The following is an 18641-nucleotide window of genomic DNA, read 5'->3' on the forward strand; positions in this document are numbered from 1 at the left end:
GCCGATCTTTTCCAGGTTTCACCGGGACTGCCGCTCGACAGGTCTTTTTCAGACTTCCCGGAAACGGTAGCCGACGCCGTAGAGGGTTTCGATCATGTCGAAGTCGTCGTCCACAACCTTGAACTTCTTGCGCAGCCGCTTGATGTGACTGTCGATCGTGCGGTCGTCCACATAGACCTGATCGTCATAGGCGGCATCCATGAGCGCGTTGCGGCTCTTGACGACACCCGGGCGCTGAGCGAGCGCGGACAGGATCAGGAATTCGGTTACCGTCAGCGTGACGGGCTTGCCGTTCCAGGTGCAGGTATGGCGCTCCTGGTCCATCACAAGCTGGCCGCGCTCCAGCAGCTTGTCGGCATCGTCGCGCGGTGTTGAAGCATCACGCGGCTGGGCCCGGCGCAGCACTGCGCGCACACGCTCGACCAGAAGCCGCTGTGAGAAGGGTTTGCGGATGAAATCGTCGGCGCCCATCTTCAGGCCGAACAGCTCGTCGATCTCGTCGTCCTTGGACGTGAGGAAGATCACCGGCAGATCCGAGTTCTGGCGCAGGCGGCGCAACAGTTCCATGCCATCCATGCGAGGCATCTTGATATCGAAAATTGCGAGTTCCGGCGGGTCGCTCTGCAGGCCGTCAAGCGCCGATGTTCCGTCGGTGTAGGTTTGTACGCGATAGCCTTCCGCTTCCAATGCGATAGAGACCGAAGTCAAAATGTTGCGGTCGTCATCGACCAGGGCAATTGTCGGCATGCTTTGTTTTTCCATTTCCGGCAACGCACCGATGGCGCGCATCGGCATTACTGTAACACACAGCCTTTGGCCTGCTAAATGCGCATAAATTAAGGCAATCCGCCCGCAGATAAGCTTGCAAGACACAAAGACCGCCCAGCCGGCTGCATTGGTGGGGATCGGTGCTGAAGATTTCAAGAGACGGGTTTGACGTCAAGTCTCCGATCTCATCGGTGTGGTTCAGCCGTGTCTCAGCGCCGGGCGCGAAACGAACGCACTTTCTTTCGATTCAAACAACAATTCGAACATTCCGAAAGTTTCGAATTTTAGTTCGGTGTCCAAATTAATCATTGGCGATTTATTGATGATTTTTAATCGATTAAACAATTACATAGCACCTTTGGTAGTCTTGCTGCCCTTTGGTCATTCCACTACGTTCGCAGCCCTCACAGCCAGATTCAGCTTTTCTTAACTTTCTCCGGCGGTGACAAAACTAGCCCCCATCACGAGGACTGCGGGAACATGCAAGAAGTAGGTGTCAGGAATCCCTCAATTGGTTGCGAAACTTTCGGCTTCAAAGGCCTGAAAGCGCTCTATTGGAACCAGAACGAGCCTGCTCTTTATGAATATTCCCTGTCGCGCGGAGAGACGCGGCTGGCTGCCGGTGGCGCCATCGTCGCCGAAACCGGGGTCCACACGGGCCGTTCGCCGAAGGACAAATTCGTTGTTCTGGACGAGGAAACCCGCAGCACGGTCTGGTGGGACAACAACGCCCAGATGTCGAAAGACAATTTCGATCTGCTTCTGGCCGATTTCCTGGCCCACGCGGAAGGCATGGAGCTGTTTGCGCAGGATCTTTACGGCGGCGCCGACGCGACCCACCGTCTGCCGGTGCGCGTCTTTACAGAGTATGCCTGGCATTCCCTCTTCATCCGCAACCTTCTGCTGCGGCCCGAAAGCGCCGAGCTGGAAGGCTTTGCGCCGGACATGACGATCATCGATCTGCCGAGCTTCAAGGCGGATCCGGCGCGGCACGGCTGCCGATCGGAAACGGTGATTGCCTGCGATCTGACACGCAAGATCGTCCTGATCGGCGGCACCTCCTACGCGGGTGAGATGAAGAAGTCCGTCTTCACCATGCTCAACCACCTGCTGCCGGCCAAGGGCGTGATGTCCATGCATTGTTCGGCAAACGTCGGCGACGACGGTGATACCGCCGTTTTCTTCGGCCTGTCCGGCACCGGCAAGACCACCCTTTCCGCCGATCCGTCCCGCACGCTGATCGGCGACGACGAGCACGGCTGGAGCGAAAGCGGCGTCTTCAACTTCGAAGGCGGCTGCTACGCCAAGACCATCAAGCTTTCCGCCGAAGCCGAGCCGGAAATCTATTCCACCACCCAGCGCTTCGGCACTGTTCTTGAAAACGTTGTGCTGGATGACAACCGCATGCCGGACTTCGACGATGGTTCGAAGACGGAAAACACTCGCGCGGCCTATCCGATCCACTTCATTTCCAACGCAAGCGACACCGGCTGCGCGCCGATGCCGAAGACGATTATCATGCTGACGGCCGATGCCTTTGGCGTCATGCCTCCGATCGCGCGTCTGACACCGGCCCAGGCGATGTATCACTTCCTGTCCGGCTACACCGCGAAGGTGGCTGGCACCGAAAAGGGTGTGACAGAGCCGCAGGCAACCTTCTCGACCTGCTTCGGTGCCCCGTTCCTGCCGCGGCATCCGTCGGAATACGGCAACCTCCTGAAGGACCTCATCGCCAAGCACAACGTTGATTGCTGGCTGGTCAACACCGGCTGGACCGGCGGTGCGCACGGCACCGGCCACCGCATGCCGATCAAGGCCACCCGCACGCTGCTCACAGCCGCGCTCAACGGCAGCCTGAAGGAAGCCGAGTTCCGGACCGATGCGAATTTCGGCTTCCAGGTTCCGGTTTCCGTTGAAGGCGTCGACGATACCATCCTGACCCCGCGCGAAACCTGGGCCGACAAGGATGCCTATGACGTTCAGGCCGCCAAGCTGGTGGAAATGTTCGTCAGCAACTTCGCGACCTTTGAAGACCATGTCGACGGTGCGGTGCGGAATGCCGCTCCCGCCGTTCGCCTGGCAGCCGAATAAGCCCGAAAAAAATACCCCCGCACAACCTGAACGGCCCCTCCTTTCGAGGGGCCGTATTTTCTTGGTTGGCGATCTGCCTGCGTGCAGATGACGCCGACTGCGGGCCATCCGCCGCGAAAACAAACGAGGCCCTTGCTTTCCCCTGACTGCTCTCTTTCATCAAATTCAGAAAGATCTATATTGGAGGTCCTACCTTCAAGGGGCGACGTCATGACGGCCACAGAGACGACTTCCATTCCCGACGTGTTGAAAACCGCCGAAAGCTGGCGCGGCGCCGGGCGTTCCGTTGCACTGGCGACGGTAGTTGAAACCTGGGGCTCCGCGCCGCGACCGGTGGGGTCCCACCTGGTCATCGATGCGGAAGGCAATTTCGAAGGCTCCGTTTCCGGAGGCTGTGTCGAAGGCGCGGTGGTGTCCGAGGCAATCGACGTGATCGAAACGGGCAAACCGACGACGCTGGAGTTTGGCGTTGCCGACGAGACCGCCTGGCGTGTCGGCCTTTCCTGTGGCGGACGCATTCGCGTTTACGTCGAACCTGTCAGTTGAGCCCGGACCCCATGCAATGACCACGGAAAGCCTGCTCGCCTTCACTGCCGCAACGGCACTGTTTGCCTATATGCCCGGCCCCGCGCTGCTCTACACCGCCGCGCAGACGATTGCCCGCGGGCAACGGGCCGGCTTCATGGCGGCCGCCGGCATTCACATTGGGTGTTATGCTCACGTCTTTGCCGCGACCTTCGGCTTGTCGGCTGTCTTTAGCGCGGTGCCGACGCTCTATCTCGCGCTGAAGCTGGTCGGCGGCATCTATCTGGTCTTCCTCGGCATCCAGATGATCCGCACCCGCGTGGCCGCAGGTCCGGTCCCCAACCTGCCGCAAAAATCCGCAAAGCGGGCCTTTGTCGACAGCATCCTTGTGGAAATTCTCAATCCCAAGGTCGCCGTTTTCTTCATCGCTTTCCTGCCGCAGTTCGTCACCCCCGAGGCTGGACTGCCGATCTGGGCCCAGTTCCTGATCCTCGGCACCATCGTCAACTGCGCCTTCACCTCGGCGGATATCGTCACTGTGCTGTTCGCCAGCGAGGTGAAAAAACGCCTGACCAGGGCTTCCAGATTCCAGAGCCTCACACGCTGGCTTGGCGGATCGCTTCTGGTGGGACTTGGACTGAAACTGGCAACGGACCGCGCATAAGCCATGGACTTTTCCCTGCTCAGCGACCTCAACAAGGACCGCGCCGCACGCCGTGCGGCAATCCTGGTGACGGACATGACGGACGGACGGCAACGCCTTGTCCGCAAATCCGACGATTTTTCCGCCGATCCCCTGGCGGAGGAACTTGCAAAGCGGTTTCGCTCCGGCAAATCCGGCATGATCACCACTGAAAGCGGCGAGGTGTTCCTGAACGTATCCCTGCCGGCACCGCGGCTGGTCATCATCGGCGCCGTCCATATCAGTCAGGCCCTCGTGCCGATGGCCGAGATTGCCGGGCTTGATGTAACCGTTATCGATCCGCGCACCGCCTTTGCCACCGAGGACCGTTTTCCCGGCAGCACGCTCAAGGCGGACTGGCCGGAGGAGGTCTTGAAGGAAACACCGCTCGACGCCTTCACAGCCGTGGCTGCCGTCACGCATGATCCGAAGATCGACGATTTCCCCTTGATGGAAGCACTGAAGACCGGCTGCTTCTATGTCGGGGCGCTTGGCAGCCGCAAGACCCACGCCAAGCGACTGGAACGGTTTACCGACGCAGGCCTTGCAGCGGACCTGTTTGACAGGATCGACGCGCCTATTGGTCTCGACATCGGCGCAGCGTCGCCGGAGGAAATCGCAGTCGCCGTTCTGGGAGCCATCATCAAGGCGCTTCGAACGGCCCCGGGAGCTGCCGCATGAAATTCGGCCCCTGTCCGCCGGAAGATGCCGAAGGCTGTATTCTCGCGCACCGAACGGCGCTGCCGAACCGTGTGCTGAAAAAAGGCCACCTTCTGACAGGACAGGACTGCGCTGACATTACCGCCGCCGGTATCGACAGCCTTATGGTTGCCCGGATAGAGCCCGGCGACACCGGCGAGGACGCGGCGGCCGAACGGCTTGCCACGGCTGCCGCCGGAACGGGGCTTGAAACCGACACCGCCTTTACGGGACGCATGAACCTTTATGCTGCCACCAACGGCGTTCTTATGGTCGATGCGGATGCGGTGACCGCGGCCAACCGGATCGACCCCGCCATCACTTTCGCGACGCTGCCGAACTACACAAAGGTCCTTGCCGGGCGTATGGTCGCGACGGCAAAGATCATCTCTTTCGCCGTGGTGCAGGAGAAGCTTGAGGCAGCCGAAAGCGCTCTCACAGGCGCTGTCCGTGTTGCAGGTTTCACTCCGCGCAAGGTGGGCCTTGTGGCCACGCAGTTGCCGCATCTCAAGCCGTCGACCATGGACAAGACCCGCAGGGTGCTGGAAGAGCGGCTTTTGCCGAGCGGGTCAACGGTGCTGAGCGAGCACCGGGTTGCCCATACCAAGGACGCCGTTGCCGATGCCCTGCTGGCGTTAAAGGCAGAAGGCGCAGATCTTCTGATCCTGTTCGGCGCTTCTGCGGTCGTTGATCGGCAGGACGTCCTGCCTGCGGGCCTGGACCTTGCCGGAGGAATCGTCCACCACCTGGGCATGCCGGTCGATCCGGGCAACCTCCTGATGCTTGGCAGCCTGGATGGCATTCCCGTTCTGGGCGCGCCAGGCTGTGCCCGCAGCCCGAAGGAAAACGGCTTCGACTGGGTTCTCGACCGTCTGCTGGCCGGACTGGACGTTCGCCCTGACGACATCACCGCCATGGGTGTCGGAGGTCTGTTGATGGAGATCGGGACAAGGCCGCAGCCACGCGAAAGCAAGCGCAAGCGCAAAGACAAAGCCGCCAAAATCGCCGCGCTGATCCTCGGCGCCGGCAAATCCTCCCGCATGGGTGGGCCGAACAAGCTGCTGGCGACACTGGACGGGAAAACGCTGATCCGGCATGCGGCAGAAGCTGCAACCAGCGCCGGACTCGCGCAGACCATTATGGTCACCGGCCATCTCGCCGAAGAGGTCGGGGCCGAGGTGGAGGATCTGGAAATAACGCTGGTGCACAATCCGGATTTTGCCGATGGCATGGCCGGGTCCATTCGTGCTGGCATGAATGCTCTTGCAGCGGACACTGATGCGGTGATCATCCTTTTGGGAGATATGCCGCGCATCGGCAGTGACGTTCTCAAAAAACTGATCAGTGCCTACCGCGAAAACGACAGCCGTCTGATCGTCACGGCGACGGCGGACGGCAAGCGGGGCAATCCTGTCCTGTGGGACCGGCGGTTCTTCGACGCCCTCAAATCGCTGCGCGGAGACGTCGGCGCGCGCCATATCATTGGCGAAAATTCAGGGTTTGTGGCCGAAGTCGAAATTGGCGCTGCGGCAAGACTGGATCTCGATACGCCTGATGCGCTGCAGCGGGCCGGAGGCAAGTTGCCTGGGGCAGAAGGCTAAAGATCTGACGTTGCGAAGTAAGCTCAAGCAATAAAACCAAACGATAACATTACATTAACCCGGTATGCACTGAGCGCAGGCCGGAATTGCCAGCTATTCTATTGCAATTTTGTGACACGCCGCTTATGTAATGCCTGCGCTTGCTGAAGGGCACCCAATTGGGTTGGACAACGGATGACGTCCCGGGCGCCGCTTACATCCGATTTCTGTCGAAAGCTGTTCGGATCCTCCCTCCCGAGGATGCTCGAGCGCTTTTGTCGCTTTGTTAGAAGAAGAACGAAGGAAAACGTCATGGCTGACTTGTCTCTCCCGCGCCCGGGCTGCTGCAAATGGGCAGAAGGCGATGCTGGTAACTACATCTTCCCGTGCACCACGCGCGTTGAAGCAGGTGTCTCTTATTGCACCGAACACAGTGCCATCGTCTACATCCCGCCGGAAGAGCGCCGCCGTAACCGTTCCGGTGGTGGCATGAGCCTGTCTTTCCGCCGCGCGGCGTAACGCTTCAAAGCTGCTTTCACTGAAAAGCAGACATTCCGTGGAAAAACACCACGTACCTTCAAACCCGGTCGTCAGGCCGGGTTTTTTGTTGTCTGGAAGCCTTCAGCGACCCTTGCTCGACCCTGCTGCAGCCCAACCGACTGAAGCTACCTCAAGATGAAATAACAAATTACATAATCCAAATAATACCTAGGGATCTTGTCTAATAATCTTCGTTATAAATACGACTGCCTTCACCAGATAGAACAACCTTTCCTATACAGAGACTTTAATTCAATCTTGAAAAATTAATACTTTGTTTTGGTTCTCTATCGTAGCGTAATTTACCTAGAGCCTGGATAGTGACGCGGTCGACAAAGAGGCACAGTGAAAATGAACCCTGTGCAGGGACATAGCGAACAGGATCGTCTGGATGCACTCGCGTCGCTCGCAATCCTCAATTCCGAACGCTTGCCGGAATACAACGATCTCGTAGACACACTTGCCGCGATCTTTGAAGCGCCAATCGCCTTCATTTCCATCGTTGGAAAGGATGACCTCTGGTTCAAGGCCAGAACCGGCATCGCTCTTGATGACACCCCCAGAAGCGGCACTTTTTGCGATCAGGCAATCCTTTCGCGCGATGTGATGGTCGTACCGGATGCCCTGGAAGACGCGCGTTTCAAAAACAGCTCTCTCGTCTGCGGACCACCTCACATACGCTTTTACGCAGGCTATCCGCTGTCACTCGATGGGACGCATATTCTCGGTGCCCTGTGCGTTGTCGATACCAAGCCTCGCCAACCAAGCGACCTTCAGCTCCGGCAATTGCGGCGGATGGGCACGATTGTGCTTGGCCTGATGAAATCCCACAGCGCCCAGAAAGAGACGCAGGCCGCCCTTGGAGAAGCCAGGGAACAGCAGCGCCGGGCCCTACGGAAAAAGGACCTCCTGGAGGAGATCACGACGGTTTCCGGTGTCGGAGGCTGGGAGGTCGATCTCGACACAGACACGTTGACCTGGACAGACAAAACGCGGGAAATTCATGAAGTCGGCGGCGACTTCAAGCCGACCGTCGATATGGCACTTTCCTTCTACGCACCGGATTGCCGCCGGCAGATTTCGGATGCCGTCATCAAAAGCATCAAGGAAGGCGTCACCTGGGACCTGGAACTTCCCTTCATCACTGCCAAAGGGCGCAAGATATGGGTACGGACCGCTGGCAGGCCCGTAATCGAAAACGGCTGCACGACTCGTCTGGTTGGCGCATTCCAGGACATTACCGAGCGCAAACGCTTCGAACAGGCCATTTCGCATTCCGAGACCGTTCATCGAACCACCCTGGAGACCTTGAGCGAGGGCATTCTTCTCCTGAACAAAGACGGCCACATCCAGTCATCCAACCCTGCCGCTGCCGCATTGCTTGGCTATCCGGGCGAGGAGATGAAAGACAAAAAACTTCAGGATCTCGAGCTGGACATCCTTTGCGAAAAAGAAACCGACATTGCCGGCGGCACACTTTTGCAAATGGTGGCGGAAGATCCGGAGAGGGTGCGCAATGTGGTCGCAAATGTGACCCGTCGCGGCACTGGTCAGTCTTTCTGGCTCAGCCTGAATGCGAAGTCGATCGGCGACCGAAATGCTTATGGTCTTGATGGCGTCGTTCTTTCCCTGACCGACGTGAACGCAGCCAAACGGCAGCTTATCGCGCTTCAGGCCATCTTCGACAATCTGCCGGGCGGCCTTGTCTACTACGACCCGGAGAGACGGCTGGCTGTTTGCAACAAGGATTTTCAGCGGCTGCTTCAACTGCCGCAAGTGTTCATCGATCGCAAGGCCACCCTTGTCGAGGTGGCGACCTATCTGGCTGAGCGGGGAGATTACGGTCCGGGTGACCCTCGCGAACTTCTCGAGCAAAGGTTCAGGCATTTCGACGATCCCAAACCGCATATCTACGAACACATCAGCCCAGACGGGACCCATCTGGAGGTGCGCGGAATCCCGTTGCCTAGCGGGGGCCTTATCAGCAGTTTCTTCGATATTTCGGAACGCAAGCAGGCAGAGCACATTCTCCGTCATTCCGAGGCCGTCCATCGGACAACGCTCGAAACGCTCAGCGAAGGCATTCTGCTGCTGACCCATTCCGGCGAAATTCAATCGGCCAATCCTGCCGCTGTTGAATTGCTTGGCTTTAGGCACGCGAACCTGGTTGGGCTGAATGTTGCCGACATTGATTTCGGTCTCCGGTGCAGCCTGAAAGGCAAGCGTGAATGCCAGGCCCCGCTGGAACTGGCAGCCCGCGACCCCGGGGCCGTGCGCGATGTCATTGCCCATCTGCAACCAGCCAACGGGCGCCCCCGGCGATGGCTGCGTTTGAGTGCAAGACCCGTCAACGAGGATCAGGACTTTGATCTCGACGGTGTGGTGGTCTCCCTGACCGACATCACGGAGACGAAGCAGCAGTCTGATACATTGCAGAGCATCTTCGACAATTTTCCAGGAGGCATCGTTCATTATGATGACTCGCTGCGGCTGGCTTCGAGCAACGAACAGTTCCGCGTCCTTCTGGATTTTCCCGAGGATCTTATCAAGCGCAGGCCGCATCTCTACGACTTCTTTCACTACAACGCCCAACGCGGGGATTACGGCCCTGGTGATCCGGAGACGCTTGCTCTGGAGAGGTACCGTCAATACGACTTGCGCAAGCCGCAGGTTTTCGAACGGAGAGCCGCGAACGGAACCTACATCGAGACCCGGAGTACCCCCCTGCCGTCCGGCGGCGTGATCCATAATTTCTATGACATCACCGACCGCAAGAACATGGAAGAGCAACTGGCCTCGAACGAACGCCTCGCCCGACACCGCACCGAGGAACTCGAGGCTATTCTGGCCAATATGCGACAGGGCGTCAGTGTCTTTGACGCGCGCGGTCGTCTGACGTTGTGGAACCGGCAGTACATCGAGATCTTCAGGAAACCCGAGGGCGATGTGCGCGAAGGTGTCAGCCTGATCGAGTTGATACAGGCGGAAAAGAAGCGCGGCGAATTCGAGGGTGACGTTCAGGAACACGTCATGGATCTGATGATCCGCCTTTCAGCGGGTGAAGTCGTCCGATCCAAGTTCCGGCATCCAAACGGCAAGATCATCAGCGCGGTACATGCCCCTCTGCCCGGCGGCGGGTGGATCGGAACCCATGAAGACATCACCTCGCGCGAACTGGCGGCAGAAAAGATTCAATTCGCGGCGCACCATGACACGCTGACCGGACTGGCCAACCGGACGCTTTTCAATGCCAAACTGGACGAAGCCCTCACGGCCGCGTCGCAAAACGGCATTGCCGGCGACCTGATGCTTCTCGACCTCGACAAATTCAAGCCGGTGAACGACTGCTTCGGCCACGATGCAGGCGACGAATTGCTGAAACTGGTTGCGCAGCGGCTCCGGGAGTGCGTCCGCTCTTCAGACCTCATCGCCCGGCTAGGCGGCGATGAATTCGGGATCATCCTGACGGGAACCGGCTCAGGCAATGCCGGCACAGCAGAGATAGCCGACCGTATCGTCAAGAAGATCGGCACACCGTTCACCGTGCACGACAACATCATCTCTGTCGGGATCAGTGTCGGCATTTCTCCGATCACTGGTAGCGAACTCGATCCCAGTCCGGTAATAAAGCGCGCGGATCTTGCGCTTTACGAGGTCAAGAAAAACGGCCGGAACGGCTTCAAGTTCTTCGAAGAGGAAGACAAGGTCCGCTTCGCCCGAGCCTGAGCCGTTCTCCATCTTTGGCCTTAATCGCCCCACAGGCCAGTTGGCCAGTTGGCCAGAGGGAACCTTAATGGCCAAAGGCGTGCGGATGCCCCTCACCCAAAACAAAAACGCGGCCCGTTTCCGGACCGCGCAATTGACTTGAGCTTGAGATGTCGGATCAGGCCTTTTTGAGAGCCTCTACAACATCCTTGAGCTGAGCCAGTGTCATTTCGGCCTTCTGGCGCGAGGCGTCGTCCTTGGCGTCAGCCACATCTTCCTGCGCGTCCTGGATTGCCTTATCAAGCTGCTCACGGCTGATCTCGCCGACCGGTACGGCCTGTTCGGCCAGAACGGTGAGACCGCCTGCGGCGACGTCAGCAAAACCACCGCGGACGAAATATTCGTCCCAGCCACCAGCTTCACCGCGCACCTTCAGGATACCCGGCAGAATGGTGGAGATGAACGGGGCATGGTTCTTCAGAACGCCAAACTCGCCTTCGGCGCCCGGTACTACAACCTCGGCGACCTGTTCGGAGAGGAGCTGGCGCTCCGGCGAGACCAACTCAAACTGGAAAAGTTCAGCCATTTGGCGTCTTCCTTGTCAGTCTAATTCTGATGGCAAGCCATCAAACATGAAGAAGACGGACGCCCGAGTCGGGCGTCCGGTCAATTCGCCTATCAGGCAGCTTCAGCAGCCAGGCGCTGTGCTTTCTCGATGGCTTCATCAATGGAGCCGACCATGTAGAAAGCTGCTTCCGGCAGGTGGTCGTATTCACCTTCGACCAGACCCTTGAAGCCCTTGATGGTGTCTTCGAGAGCAACCAGCTTGCCCGGAGAACCGGTGAAGACTTCAGCCACGAAGAACGGCTGGGACAGGAAGCGCTCGATCTTACGGGCGCGGGCAACGGTGAGCTTGTCTTCTTCAGACAGTTCGTCCATGCCCAGGATGGCGATGATGTCCTGCAGAGCCTTGTAGCGCTGCAGCGTAACCTGAACCGCACGAGCCGTTTCGTAGTGCTCTTCACCGATGATGCGGGCATCCAGCATACGAGACGTGGAGTCCAGCGGATCCACAGCCGGGTAGATGCCTTTTTCAGCGATCGAACGGTTAAGAACCGTCGTAGCGTCCAGGTGAGCAAAGGTCGATGCCGGTGCCGGGTCGGTCAAGTCATCGGCCGGAACGTACACGGCCTGCACGGACGTGATCGAGCCCTTGTTGGTGGTCGTGATGCGCTCCTGCATGCCGCCCATGTCGGTGGCCAGCGTCGGCTGGTAGCCCACAGCGGACGGGATACGGCCGAGAAGTGCGGACACTTCGGAACCTGCCTGGGTGAAGCGGAAGATGTTGTCCACGAAGAACAGCACGTCCTGGCCCTGGTCACGGAAGTGTTCTGCAACGGTCAGACCGGTCAGAGCAACACGTGCACGGGCTCCCGGGGGCTCGTTCATCTGGCCGTAAACCAGGGCAGCCTTGGAGCCTTCTCCGCCGCCTTCCTTGTTCACGCCGGATTCGATCATTTCCCAGTAAAGGTCGTTGCCTTCACGGGTACGCTCACCAACACCGGCGAACACGGAGTAACCGCCGTGCGCCTTGGCGACGTTGTTGATCAGTTCCATGATGAGAACGGTCTTGCCGACGCCGGCGCCGCCGAACAGGCCGATCTTACCACCCTTTGCGTACGGTGCGAGAAGGTCAACGACCTTGATGCCCGTTACAAGGATTTCAGCTTCGGTGGACTGTTCGATGAACTCCGGAGCTTCCTGGTGGATCGCACGCTTGTTTTCGTGCGGGATCTCACCGGCTTCGTCGACCGGCTCGCCGATCACGTTCATGATACGGCCCAGGGTGCCGTCGCCAACCGGCACCACGATCGGTGCATCGGTGTCGACCACTTCCTGACCGCGCACCAGACCCTCGGTGGAGTCCATCGCGATGGTACGTACCGTGTTTTCGCCAAGGTGCTGAGCAACTTCGAGCACAAGACGCGTGCCCTGGTTGTCAACTTCAAGAGCGTTCAGGATCAGCGGCAGGTGGTCATCGAACTTGACGTCGACAACGGCGCCGATGACCTGGGTGATCCGTCCGACCTTTTTGTCAGCCATATCCCTAATCCTCGTCTCGATCCCGTTAGAGCGCTTCCGCGCCCGAGATAATTTCAATCAGTTCCGTCGTAATCTGAGCCTGACGCTGGCGGTTGTAGCTGATCGTCAGTTTGTCGATCATCTCGCCGGCGTTACGGGTCGCGTTGTCCATTGCGGACATACGTGCCCCCTGTTCAGACGCAGCATTTTCCAGAAGTGCCCGGAAAATCTGAACGGAGATGTTGCGCGGCAGCAGATCCGCAAGGATCTCTGTCTCTTCCGGTTCATATTCGTAAACCGCGTTGGCACCCAAACCTTCATCAGAGCTGCCAGCCTCGAAGTGGGCCGGGATCAACTGCTGAGCGGTCGGCTCCTGTGCGATCACGGATTTGAAAGTCGAATAGAACAGCGTGCAAACGTCGAACTCGCCATCGTCGTACATGGAGAGAACTTCGCGGCCGATTTCAGCCGCGTCGTTGAAGCCGACGTGCTTCACGCTGCGCAGGTCGATGGTCTTGATGATATGCTGGCCGAGTTCGCGCTTCAGGGCGTCGTAGCCCTTTTTGCCGACACAGATAATCTTGACCGTCTTGCCCTGCTTCAACAGGCTGCGCGCCTTTTCGCGCGCGAGCTTGGCAATGTTGGTGTTGAAGCCCCCACAAAGCCCGCGTTCGGCAGTCGCAACGACCAGGAGATGAACCTGGTCATTGCCTGTGCCGGACATGAGCTTCGGAGCGTCGTCGCGCCCCTCGAAGGCCACCGCGAGGTTGGCCAGCACCGCACCCATGCGTTCCGCATAGGGGCGCGCGGCCTCCGCAGCTTCCTGAGCACGACGCAGTTTCGCCGCGGCCACCATCTGCATGGCCTTGGTGATTTTCTGCGTCGCCTTAACGGAAGCGATGCGGTTTCGTAAGTCCTTCAGGCTCGGCATGGCCGCCCCTGCTCCTTATCCCGGCGTGGTCTTAAGCGAAGTTCTTGGCGAACGCGTCGATGGCAGCTTTCAGCTTGCCGGTCAGCTCGTCGTCGAGTGCCTTCTTTTCCCAAATGGCGTCAAGCAAAGCCTTGTGATCGCCACGAAGGAACAGAAGCAGGCCTTCTTCGAAGTCCCGAACGCGGTTGACCGGGATCGCATCCAGATAGCCGTTCACGCCGGCATAGATGACTGCGACCTGTTCTTCGGTCTTCAGCGGCGAGAACTGCGGCTGCTTCAGAAGTTCGGTCAGACGTGCACCGCGGTTCAGCAAGCGCTGGGTGGTGGCGTCGAGGTCGGAGCCGAACTGGGCAAAGGCCGCCATTTCGCGGTACTGAGCCAGTTCACCCTTAATCGGGCCGGCAACCTGTTTCATCGCCTTGATCTGAGCGGAAGAGCCCACGCGGGACACCGACAGACCGACGTTCACAGCCGGGCGGATCCCCTGGTAGAACAGGTCCGTTTCCAGGAAGATCTGACCGTCGGTGATCGAGATCACGTTGGTCGGAATGAACGCGGACACGTCGTTGCCCTGGGTTTCGATCACCGGCAGAGCGGTCAGAGAGCCCTTGCCATGTTCGTCGTTCAGCTTCGCCGCACGTTCCAGCAGACGGGAGTGCAGGTAGAAAACGTCGCCCGGGAAAGCTTCACGTCCCGGCGGACGACGGAGCAGCAGGGACATCTGACGGTAGGCCACGGCCTGCTTGGTCAGATCGTCATAGCCGATCACGGCGTGCATGGAGTTGTCACGGAAGAACTCGCCCATCGCGCAGCCGGCGAACGGTGCCAGGTACTGCAGCGGAGCAGCGTCGGAAGCGGTCGCAGCGACAACGATGGAATATTCCAGCGCACCGGCGTCTTCCAGGGTCTTCACGAACTGAGCAACGGTGGAGCGCTTCTGGCCGATTGCAACGTAGATGCAGTACAGCTTTGCGTCTTCGTCGTCGGTAGCGTGCAGCGGCTTCTGGTTCAGGAAGGTGTCGAGAATGATCGCGGTTTTACCGGTCTGCCGGTCACCGATAACCAGTTCGCGCTGACCGCGGCCAACCGGGATCAGGGCGTCAATGGCTTTCAGGCCGGTAGCCATCGGCTCATGCACGGACTTACGCGGCAGAATGCCAGGTGCCTTGACGTCCACGCGGCGCTTTTCGGTCGCCTCGATCGGGCCCTTGCCGTCGATCGGGTTGCCGAGCGGGTCGACGACGCGGCCCAGAAGGCCCTTGCCGACCGGCACTTCCACGATGGCGCCGGTCCGCTTGACGGTGTCGCCTTCTTTAATGCTACGGTCAGAGCCGAAGATAACGACACCGACGTTGTCGGTTTCCAGGTTCAGGGCCATGCCCTTGATACCACCCGGGAATTCGACCATTTCACCAGCCTGGACCTTGTCCAGACCATAAACACGGGCGATACCGTCACCGACGGAGAGCACCTGACCGACTTCAGAAACTTCGGCTTCCTGGCCAAAGCTCTTGATCTGGTCCTTGAGGATTGCGGAGATTTCCGCGGCCCGAATATCCATCAGCCGACCTCTTTCATCGCGAACTTGAGTGAATTGAGCTTGGTACGCAGCGATGTGTCGATCATGCGGGAGCCGACCTTGACCACGAGGCCACCGATCAGGGCAGGATCAACCTTTGCCACGATGTTTACGGATTTGCCCGTGGAAGCCGAAAGGGCTTCTTTCAGGGCGGCGACATGCTCGTCGGACAGAGCGGCTGCGGAGGTTACCTCAGCCGTTTCCTCACCCCGCTGCTGTGCCAGCAGAGAGCGGAATGCCTTGATCATGTCGGGAAGAACGAAGAGGCGCCGGTTACGGGCTGCCAGCTTCACGAAATTAGCAGCCAGGCCTTTGATGCCTGCCTTGTCGAGAAGTGCGGTAAGCGCTGCAAGCTGCTCCTCCACACTGAATACCGGGCTTTTCACGAGACGGACGAGATCTTCGCTTTCGGCAATCATGCCTTCGAAAGCTGTCAGATCCCGCTCCACGTCAGCCGTTACGCCATCGCCTTCGGCGAGGTCGAGAAGGGCGGACGCATAACGCTGTGCCACGCCGGATACGAGAGATACGTTGTCAGTCACCAGGTCCGTGCTCTCTGACGTTTTTCATGCCCGCGAAACGGCTAGCGCCCGCAAAGCATTGAAAAAATGAATGATTTCAAGGTCAGAAGGTATGACGGTTAAACCGCTGCCCCCAAAGCCGCGCCTCAATTAGCACAGGGTTTCCCAGTGTGCAACTTCGCCTAAAGACTGTTATTGCCGATTCCTAGGTGTTTTTTGCCAAAGGCCGATAAAAAGCCTTTCGGATCAACGCCTCTGCACCGTCATAAACCTTTAGACGGTTTTCCGCGGAACGGCCGAAAAGGCCTTTCCGGGCGGTTTGACAGAGCGGTGGCCGGGAGCGTTTTTGCCGCAGCCGCGCAGACTCCCGGTTTATCGCCAGCCCCAGCTTCCCTTGAACCGCAAACGATGGCCATCGGGCCGCAACCGATTCTTCCCCCCGAAGGCCATTCCCGGCGGTCCGTTCGGAAGGAGGCACCGGCCCCCTAGAGAAAATGCTGCGGGTCGATATCGACCTGCAGGCGCAAGCCCTTGGTAGGTTTGGGGCCTGTGCTCAACCAGTGCCGTAGATAGGCCTGCAGATCATATTGGCGCGGTGCCATTGCCAGAAGGCGGAAACGATAGCGCCCGCGCACCATGGCAAGGGCGGCTTCCGCGGGCCCCAGCAGCGTGACGGCCTGATCGGGTGGTGCTGCCCGGGCAAGCGCACGGGAGAAGCCTTCCGCAAAGGTTCTGTCGGGGCCGGAGACGATGACGGCGGCAAGGCGACCGAACGGCGGCAGGCCCGCGGCCCGCCGCGCCTCGATTTCCGCCTGATAAAAAGCCTTCTTGTCGCTGGAAAGCAAAGCCCTGATGACAGGATGATCCGCATTGTAGGTCTGCAGGAAGCCCTTGCCGCCACCGGTCACACGGCCCGCACGGCCTGTCACCTGGGCCAGAAGCTGAAAAGTTTTTTCCGCAGCCCTCGGATCGCCATGGGCAAGGCCCAGGTCCGCATCTACCACGCCGACCAGCTTCATCAGCGGGAAGTTATGCCCCTTTGCGACGAGCTGCGTGCCGATGACGATATCGGCGCCGCCTTCCTCGACAATCTTCATTTCCCGCTTCAAGCGGTCCGGCCCACCGGCAATGTCGGACGAGAGCACCAGCACACGCGCCTGCGGAAAACGCTCAGAGACTTCTTCAGCGATTCTCTCCACCCCGGGACCGCAGGCAACGAGACTGTCTACCGATTGGCAAGACGGGCAGGCCTTGGGCACCGGCTCCTGATGGCCGCAGTGGTGGCAAACGAGTTTTTTCTGAAACCGATGCTCCACTAGCCAGGCGCTGCAATGAGCACACTGGAACCGGTGACCGCAGGTGCGGCACAGCGTCAGCGGCGCATAGCCGCGCCGATTGAGAAACAGCAGGGACTGGCCGCCCTCGGCAAAGGTATCGGCAATGCCATGCACAAGTGCAGGCGCCAGCCAGCGGCCCCGCTCCGGCCCGTCCTGGCGCATATCTATCGCCGTCAGATCGGGCAAGGCAGCACCGGATGCCCGCTCCGGCAACTCGAACAGTTTGTAGCGGCCGACCTCTGCATTGACGATGCTTTCCACCGACGGCGTCGCCGAGGCCAGAACGACCGGAAAGCCGGAGAGATGACCCCGAACCACGGCCATGTCACGGGCACTGTAGGGCACGCGGTCGTCCTGCTTGAAGGCCGCGTCATGCTCTTCGTCGACGATGATCAGGCCAAGTTCCCTGAACGGCAGGAACAGAGCGGAGCGTGCGCCAATGACCACCCGGACATCGCCGGAGGCAACGCCGCGCCAGACCCGTGACCGGTTCTTGACCGTGATCTGTGAGTGCCACTCGGCCGGATAGACGCCGAAGCGTTGTTCGAAGCGCCGCAGGAACTGCTCCGTGAGAGCGATTTCCGGCAGCAGCACCAGGGTCTGCTTGCCCCGGCGCAGCGCTTCGGCAATGGCCTCGAAATAAACTTCGGTCTTGCCCGACCCGGTAACACCGTCGATCAGGGCAACGGTCCCGCCTTTGCCAAAGCAGTCCATCAGCCCGTCTGCCGCTGCCTGCTGCGCCGGGGTCAATGGCTTTTGCGCAAAGTCCAGTTGCGGTTTCGGCGGTGGAGGTGCCGCCGGCATCATTACCGTTTCCAGGACATTCTGTTGCAGCAGGCCGTCGATGACGGACGAAGACACACCGGCTGCGTGGGCAAGGCCGCTCTTCGTCCAGGCGAAACCATCTTCCATGGTTGCCAGGACACGTCCGCGCGCCGGCGTCATACGGTCCGGTTCCGCCCCCTCGATACGGCGGACACCAGGAACGGGGGCTTCCGGTTCCAGCGCTTCTTCGGAGCGCAGCACCATTCGCAACACCATGCCCGGCGCGCCAAGCGTCCAGTTCGCCACCCAGTCGACGAACCGGCGCAGATCGGCATCGAGCGGCGCCGTGGTGTCATAGACGTGGGAAATGGTCTTCAGTTTCTTCGGATTGATGGCGGCATCCGGTTCAATGTCCCAGACAGCCCCGATCACCTCACGCGGGCCAAGCGGCACCTTGACGATGGTGCCCGGAACCACGGCCTTTCCGGGAGGCACCTTGTAGGTATAAGCCCCCGCCACCGCGACCGGCACCAGCACGCTGGCAATGGTTTCCTGGAATTCTGGATCGTCGAACAGCACTGAACGTCAGGTCCTCATCGCTCCGGAAAAAGGCACGCGACCATGTGCCGAGCACGGTCCGACCCCTGGCGAGACATTGCCCGTCCGGTCCCCGGGATCAAGCCTCGCCATTCTTGAGGTACGTACCGCAAAAATTTCGTCCACCGGAGAATCAGGGGTTCTTCTTGTCATCATCCTAGGGTAAAGAGGGCCCAGCTGACCACGCAATCGTTTTGTCCCGCACGGCGGGACCAGGTTTCCGGCGCTGCTCCGGTAGC

Annotated in this window: 14 protein-coding genes; 7 read left to right on the top strand and 7 right to left on the bottom strand. The window is 59.5% G+C overall.

All coding sequences use genetic code 11. The annotated features are described in order from the left end of the window. Positions 1 to 48: 48 nt before the first annotated feature. Positions 49 to 747, bottom strand: coding sequence for a response regulator transcription factor (locus tag V1T76_RS18195; RefSeq protein ID WP_031268674.1), 699 nt, complete (start codon positions 745 to 747; stop codon positions 49 to 51). Positions 748 to 1248: 501 nt separating this feature from the next. Between V1T76_RS18195 and V1T76_RS18200 the strand changes: the two genes are divergently transcribed. The 7 genes from V1T76_RS18200 (at position 1249) to V1T76_RS18230 (ending at position 10611) form a co-directional block, all read left to right on the top strand. Continuing rightward, positions 1249 to 2859, top strand: a complete 1611-nt coding sequence (locus tag V1T76_RS18200; protein ID WP_330562072.1) for a phosphoenolpyruvate carboxykinase — start codon at positions 1249 to 1251, stop codon at positions 2857 to 2859. A 210-nt stretch (positions 2860 to 3069) separates the two neighbouring features. Further along, a complete protein-coding gene (locus tag V1T76_RS18205; protein WP_006935528.1) occupies positions 3070 to 3405 on the top strand; it encodes an XdhC family protein in 336 nt (111 codons plus the stop codon). Positions 3406 to 3421: 16 nt separating this feature from the next. Beyond that, positions 3422 to 4048, top strand: coding sequence for a LysE family translocator (locus V1T76_RS18210; RefSeq protein ID WP_330562073.1), 627 nt, complete (start codon positions 3422 to 3424; stop codon positions 4046 to 4048). 3 nt (positions 4049 to 4051) lie between these two features. Next, positions 4052 to 4747, top strand: coding sequence for an XdhC family protein (locus V1T76_RS18215; protein WP_330562074.1), 696 nt, complete (start codon positions 4052 to 4054; stop codon positions 4745 to 4747). Next, entirely contained in the window at positions 4744 to 6366 is a 1623-nt protein-coding gene (locus V1T76_RS18220) for a molybdopterin-binding/glycosyltransferase family 2 protein (RefSeq protein WP_330562075.1), read from the top strand. Before V1T76_RS18215 ends, V1T76_RS18220 begins: the two co-directional genes overlap by 4 nt. Before the next feature lie 291 nt (positions 6367 to 6657). After that, positions 6658 to 6864, top strand: coding sequence for a hypothetical protein (locus V1T76_RS18225; protein WP_006935524.1), 207 nt, complete (start codon positions 6658 to 6660; stop codon positions 6862 to 6864). Between the two features lie 372 nt (positions 6865 to 7236). Next, the gene (locus tag V1T76_RS18230; RefSeq protein ID WP_330562337.1) at positions 7237 to 10611 is read left to right on the top strand and encodes a PAS-domain containing protein; all 3375 of its coding nucleotides are present in this window, start codon (positions 7237 to 7239) and stop codon (positions 10609 to 10611) included. Between the two features lie 157 nt (positions 10612 to 10768). Here V1T76_RS18230 and V1T76_RS18235 read toward each other — a convergent pair whose 3' ends face one another. The 6 genes from V1T76_RS18235 to V1T76_RS18260 all read right to left on the bottom strand — a co-directional run bounded on the left by V1T76_RS18235 (position 10769) and on the right by V1T76_RS18260 (position 18384). After that, positions 10769 to 11176, bottom strand: coding sequence for a F0F1 ATP synthase subunit epsilon (locus tag V1T76_RS18235; RefSeq protein ID WP_006935522.1), 408 nt, complete (start codon positions 11174 to 11176; stop codon positions 10769 to 10771). Positions 11177 to 11268: 92 nt separating this feature from the next. After that, the gene (gene atpD / locus V1T76_RS18240) at positions 11269 to 12693 is read right to left on the bottom strand and encodes a F0F1 ATP synthase subunit beta (RefSeq protein WP_442970144.1); all 1425 of its coding nucleotides are present in this window, start codon (positions 12691 to 12693) and stop codon (positions 11269 to 11271) included. A 25-nt stretch (positions 12694 to 12718) separates the two neighbouring features. Further along, a complete protein-coding gene (locus V1T76_RS18245; protein WP_330562076.1) occupies positions 12719 to 13603 on the bottom strand; it encodes a F0F1 ATP synthase subunit gamma in 885 nt (294 codons plus the stop codon). A 31-nt stretch (positions 13604 to 13634) separates the two neighbouring features. Next, on the bottom strand, positions 13635 to 15164 hold the full coding sequence (atpA, locus tag V1T76_RS18250; protein ID WP_330562077.1) for a F0F1 ATP synthase subunit alpha: 1530 nt from the start codon (positions 15162 to 15164) through the stop codon (positions 13635 to 13637). Beyond that, positions 15164 to 15724 (bottom strand): F0F1 ATP synthase subunit delta, encoded by a 561-nt coding sequence (locus V1T76_RS18255; RefSeq protein ID WP_330562078.1) that lies wholly within the window; start codon positions 15722 to 15724, stop codon positions 15164 to 15166. The genes atpA and V1T76_RS18255 overlap by 1 nt, the downstream gene beginning before the upstream one ends. A 464-nt stretch (positions 15725 to 16188) precedes the next feature. Beyond that, positions 16189 to 18384 (bottom strand): primosomal protein N', encoded by a 2196-nt coding sequence (locus V1T76_RS18260; RefSeq protein WP_330562079.1) that lies wholly within the window; start codon positions 18382 to 18384, stop codon positions 16189 to 16191. Positions 18385 to 18641: the final 257 nt, after the last annotated feature.

This window comes from Roseibium sp. FZY0029 (assembly GCF_036350355.1).
In the GTDB taxonomy this organism is placed as follows: domain Bacteria; phylum Pseudomonadota; class Alphaproteobacteria; order Rhizobiales; family Stappiaceae; genus Roseibium.

What these genes read in the sequence shown, in the direction of transcription:
- V1T76_RS18195 (WP_031268674.1), bottom strand. Translation starts at nt 747, where the DNA reads ATGCCGACAATTGCCCTGGTCGATGACGACCGCAACATTTTGACTTCG.
- V1T76_RS18200 (WP_330562072.1), top strand. Translation starts at nt 1,249, where the DNA reads ATGCAAGAAGTAGGTGTCAGGAATCCCTCAATTGGTTGCGAAACTTTC.
- V1T76_RS18205 (WP_006935528.1), top strand. Translation starts at nt 3,070, where the DNA reads ATGACGGCCACAGAGACGACTTCCATTCCCGACGTGTTGAAAACCGCC.
- V1T76_RS18210 (WP_330562073.1), top strand. Translation starts at nt 3,422, where the DNA reads ATGACCACGGAAAGCCTGCTCGCCTTCACTGCCGCAACGGCACTGTTT.
- V1T76_RS18215 (WP_330562074.1), top strand. Translation starts at nt 4,052, where the DNA reads ATGGACTTTTCCCTGCTCAGCGACCTCAACAAGGACCGCGCCGCACGC.
- V1T76_RS18220 (WP_330562075.1), top strand. Translation starts at nt 4,744, where the DNA reads ATGAAATTCGGCCCCTGTCCGCCGGAAGATGCCGAAGGCTGTATTCTC.
- V1T76_RS18225 (WP_006935524.1), top strand. Translation starts at nt 6,658, where the DNA reads ATGGCTGACTTGTCTCTCCCGCGCCCGGGCTGCTGCAAATGGGCAGAA.
- V1T76_RS18230 (WP_330562337.1), top strand. Translation starts at nt 7,237, where the DNA reads ATGAACCCTGTGCAGGGACATAGCGAACAGGATCGTCTGGATGCACTC.
- V1T76_RS18235 (WP_006935522.1), bottom strand. Translation starts at nt 11,176, where the DNA reads ATGGCTGAACTTTTCCAGTTTGAGTTGGTCTCGCCGGAGCGCCAGCTC.
- atpD (WP_442970144.1), bottom strand. Translation starts at nt 12,693, where the DNA reads ATGGCTGACAAAAAGGTCGGACGGATCACCCAGGTCATCGGCGCCGTT.
- V1T76_RS18245 (WP_330562076.1), bottom strand. Translation starts at nt 13,603, where the DNA reads ATGCCGAGCCTGAAGGACTTACGAAACCGCATCGCTTCCGTTAAGGCG.
- atpA (WP_330562077.1), bottom strand. Translation starts at nt 15,164, where the DNA reads ATGGATATTCGGGCCGCGGAAATCTCCGCAATCCTCAAGGACCAGATC.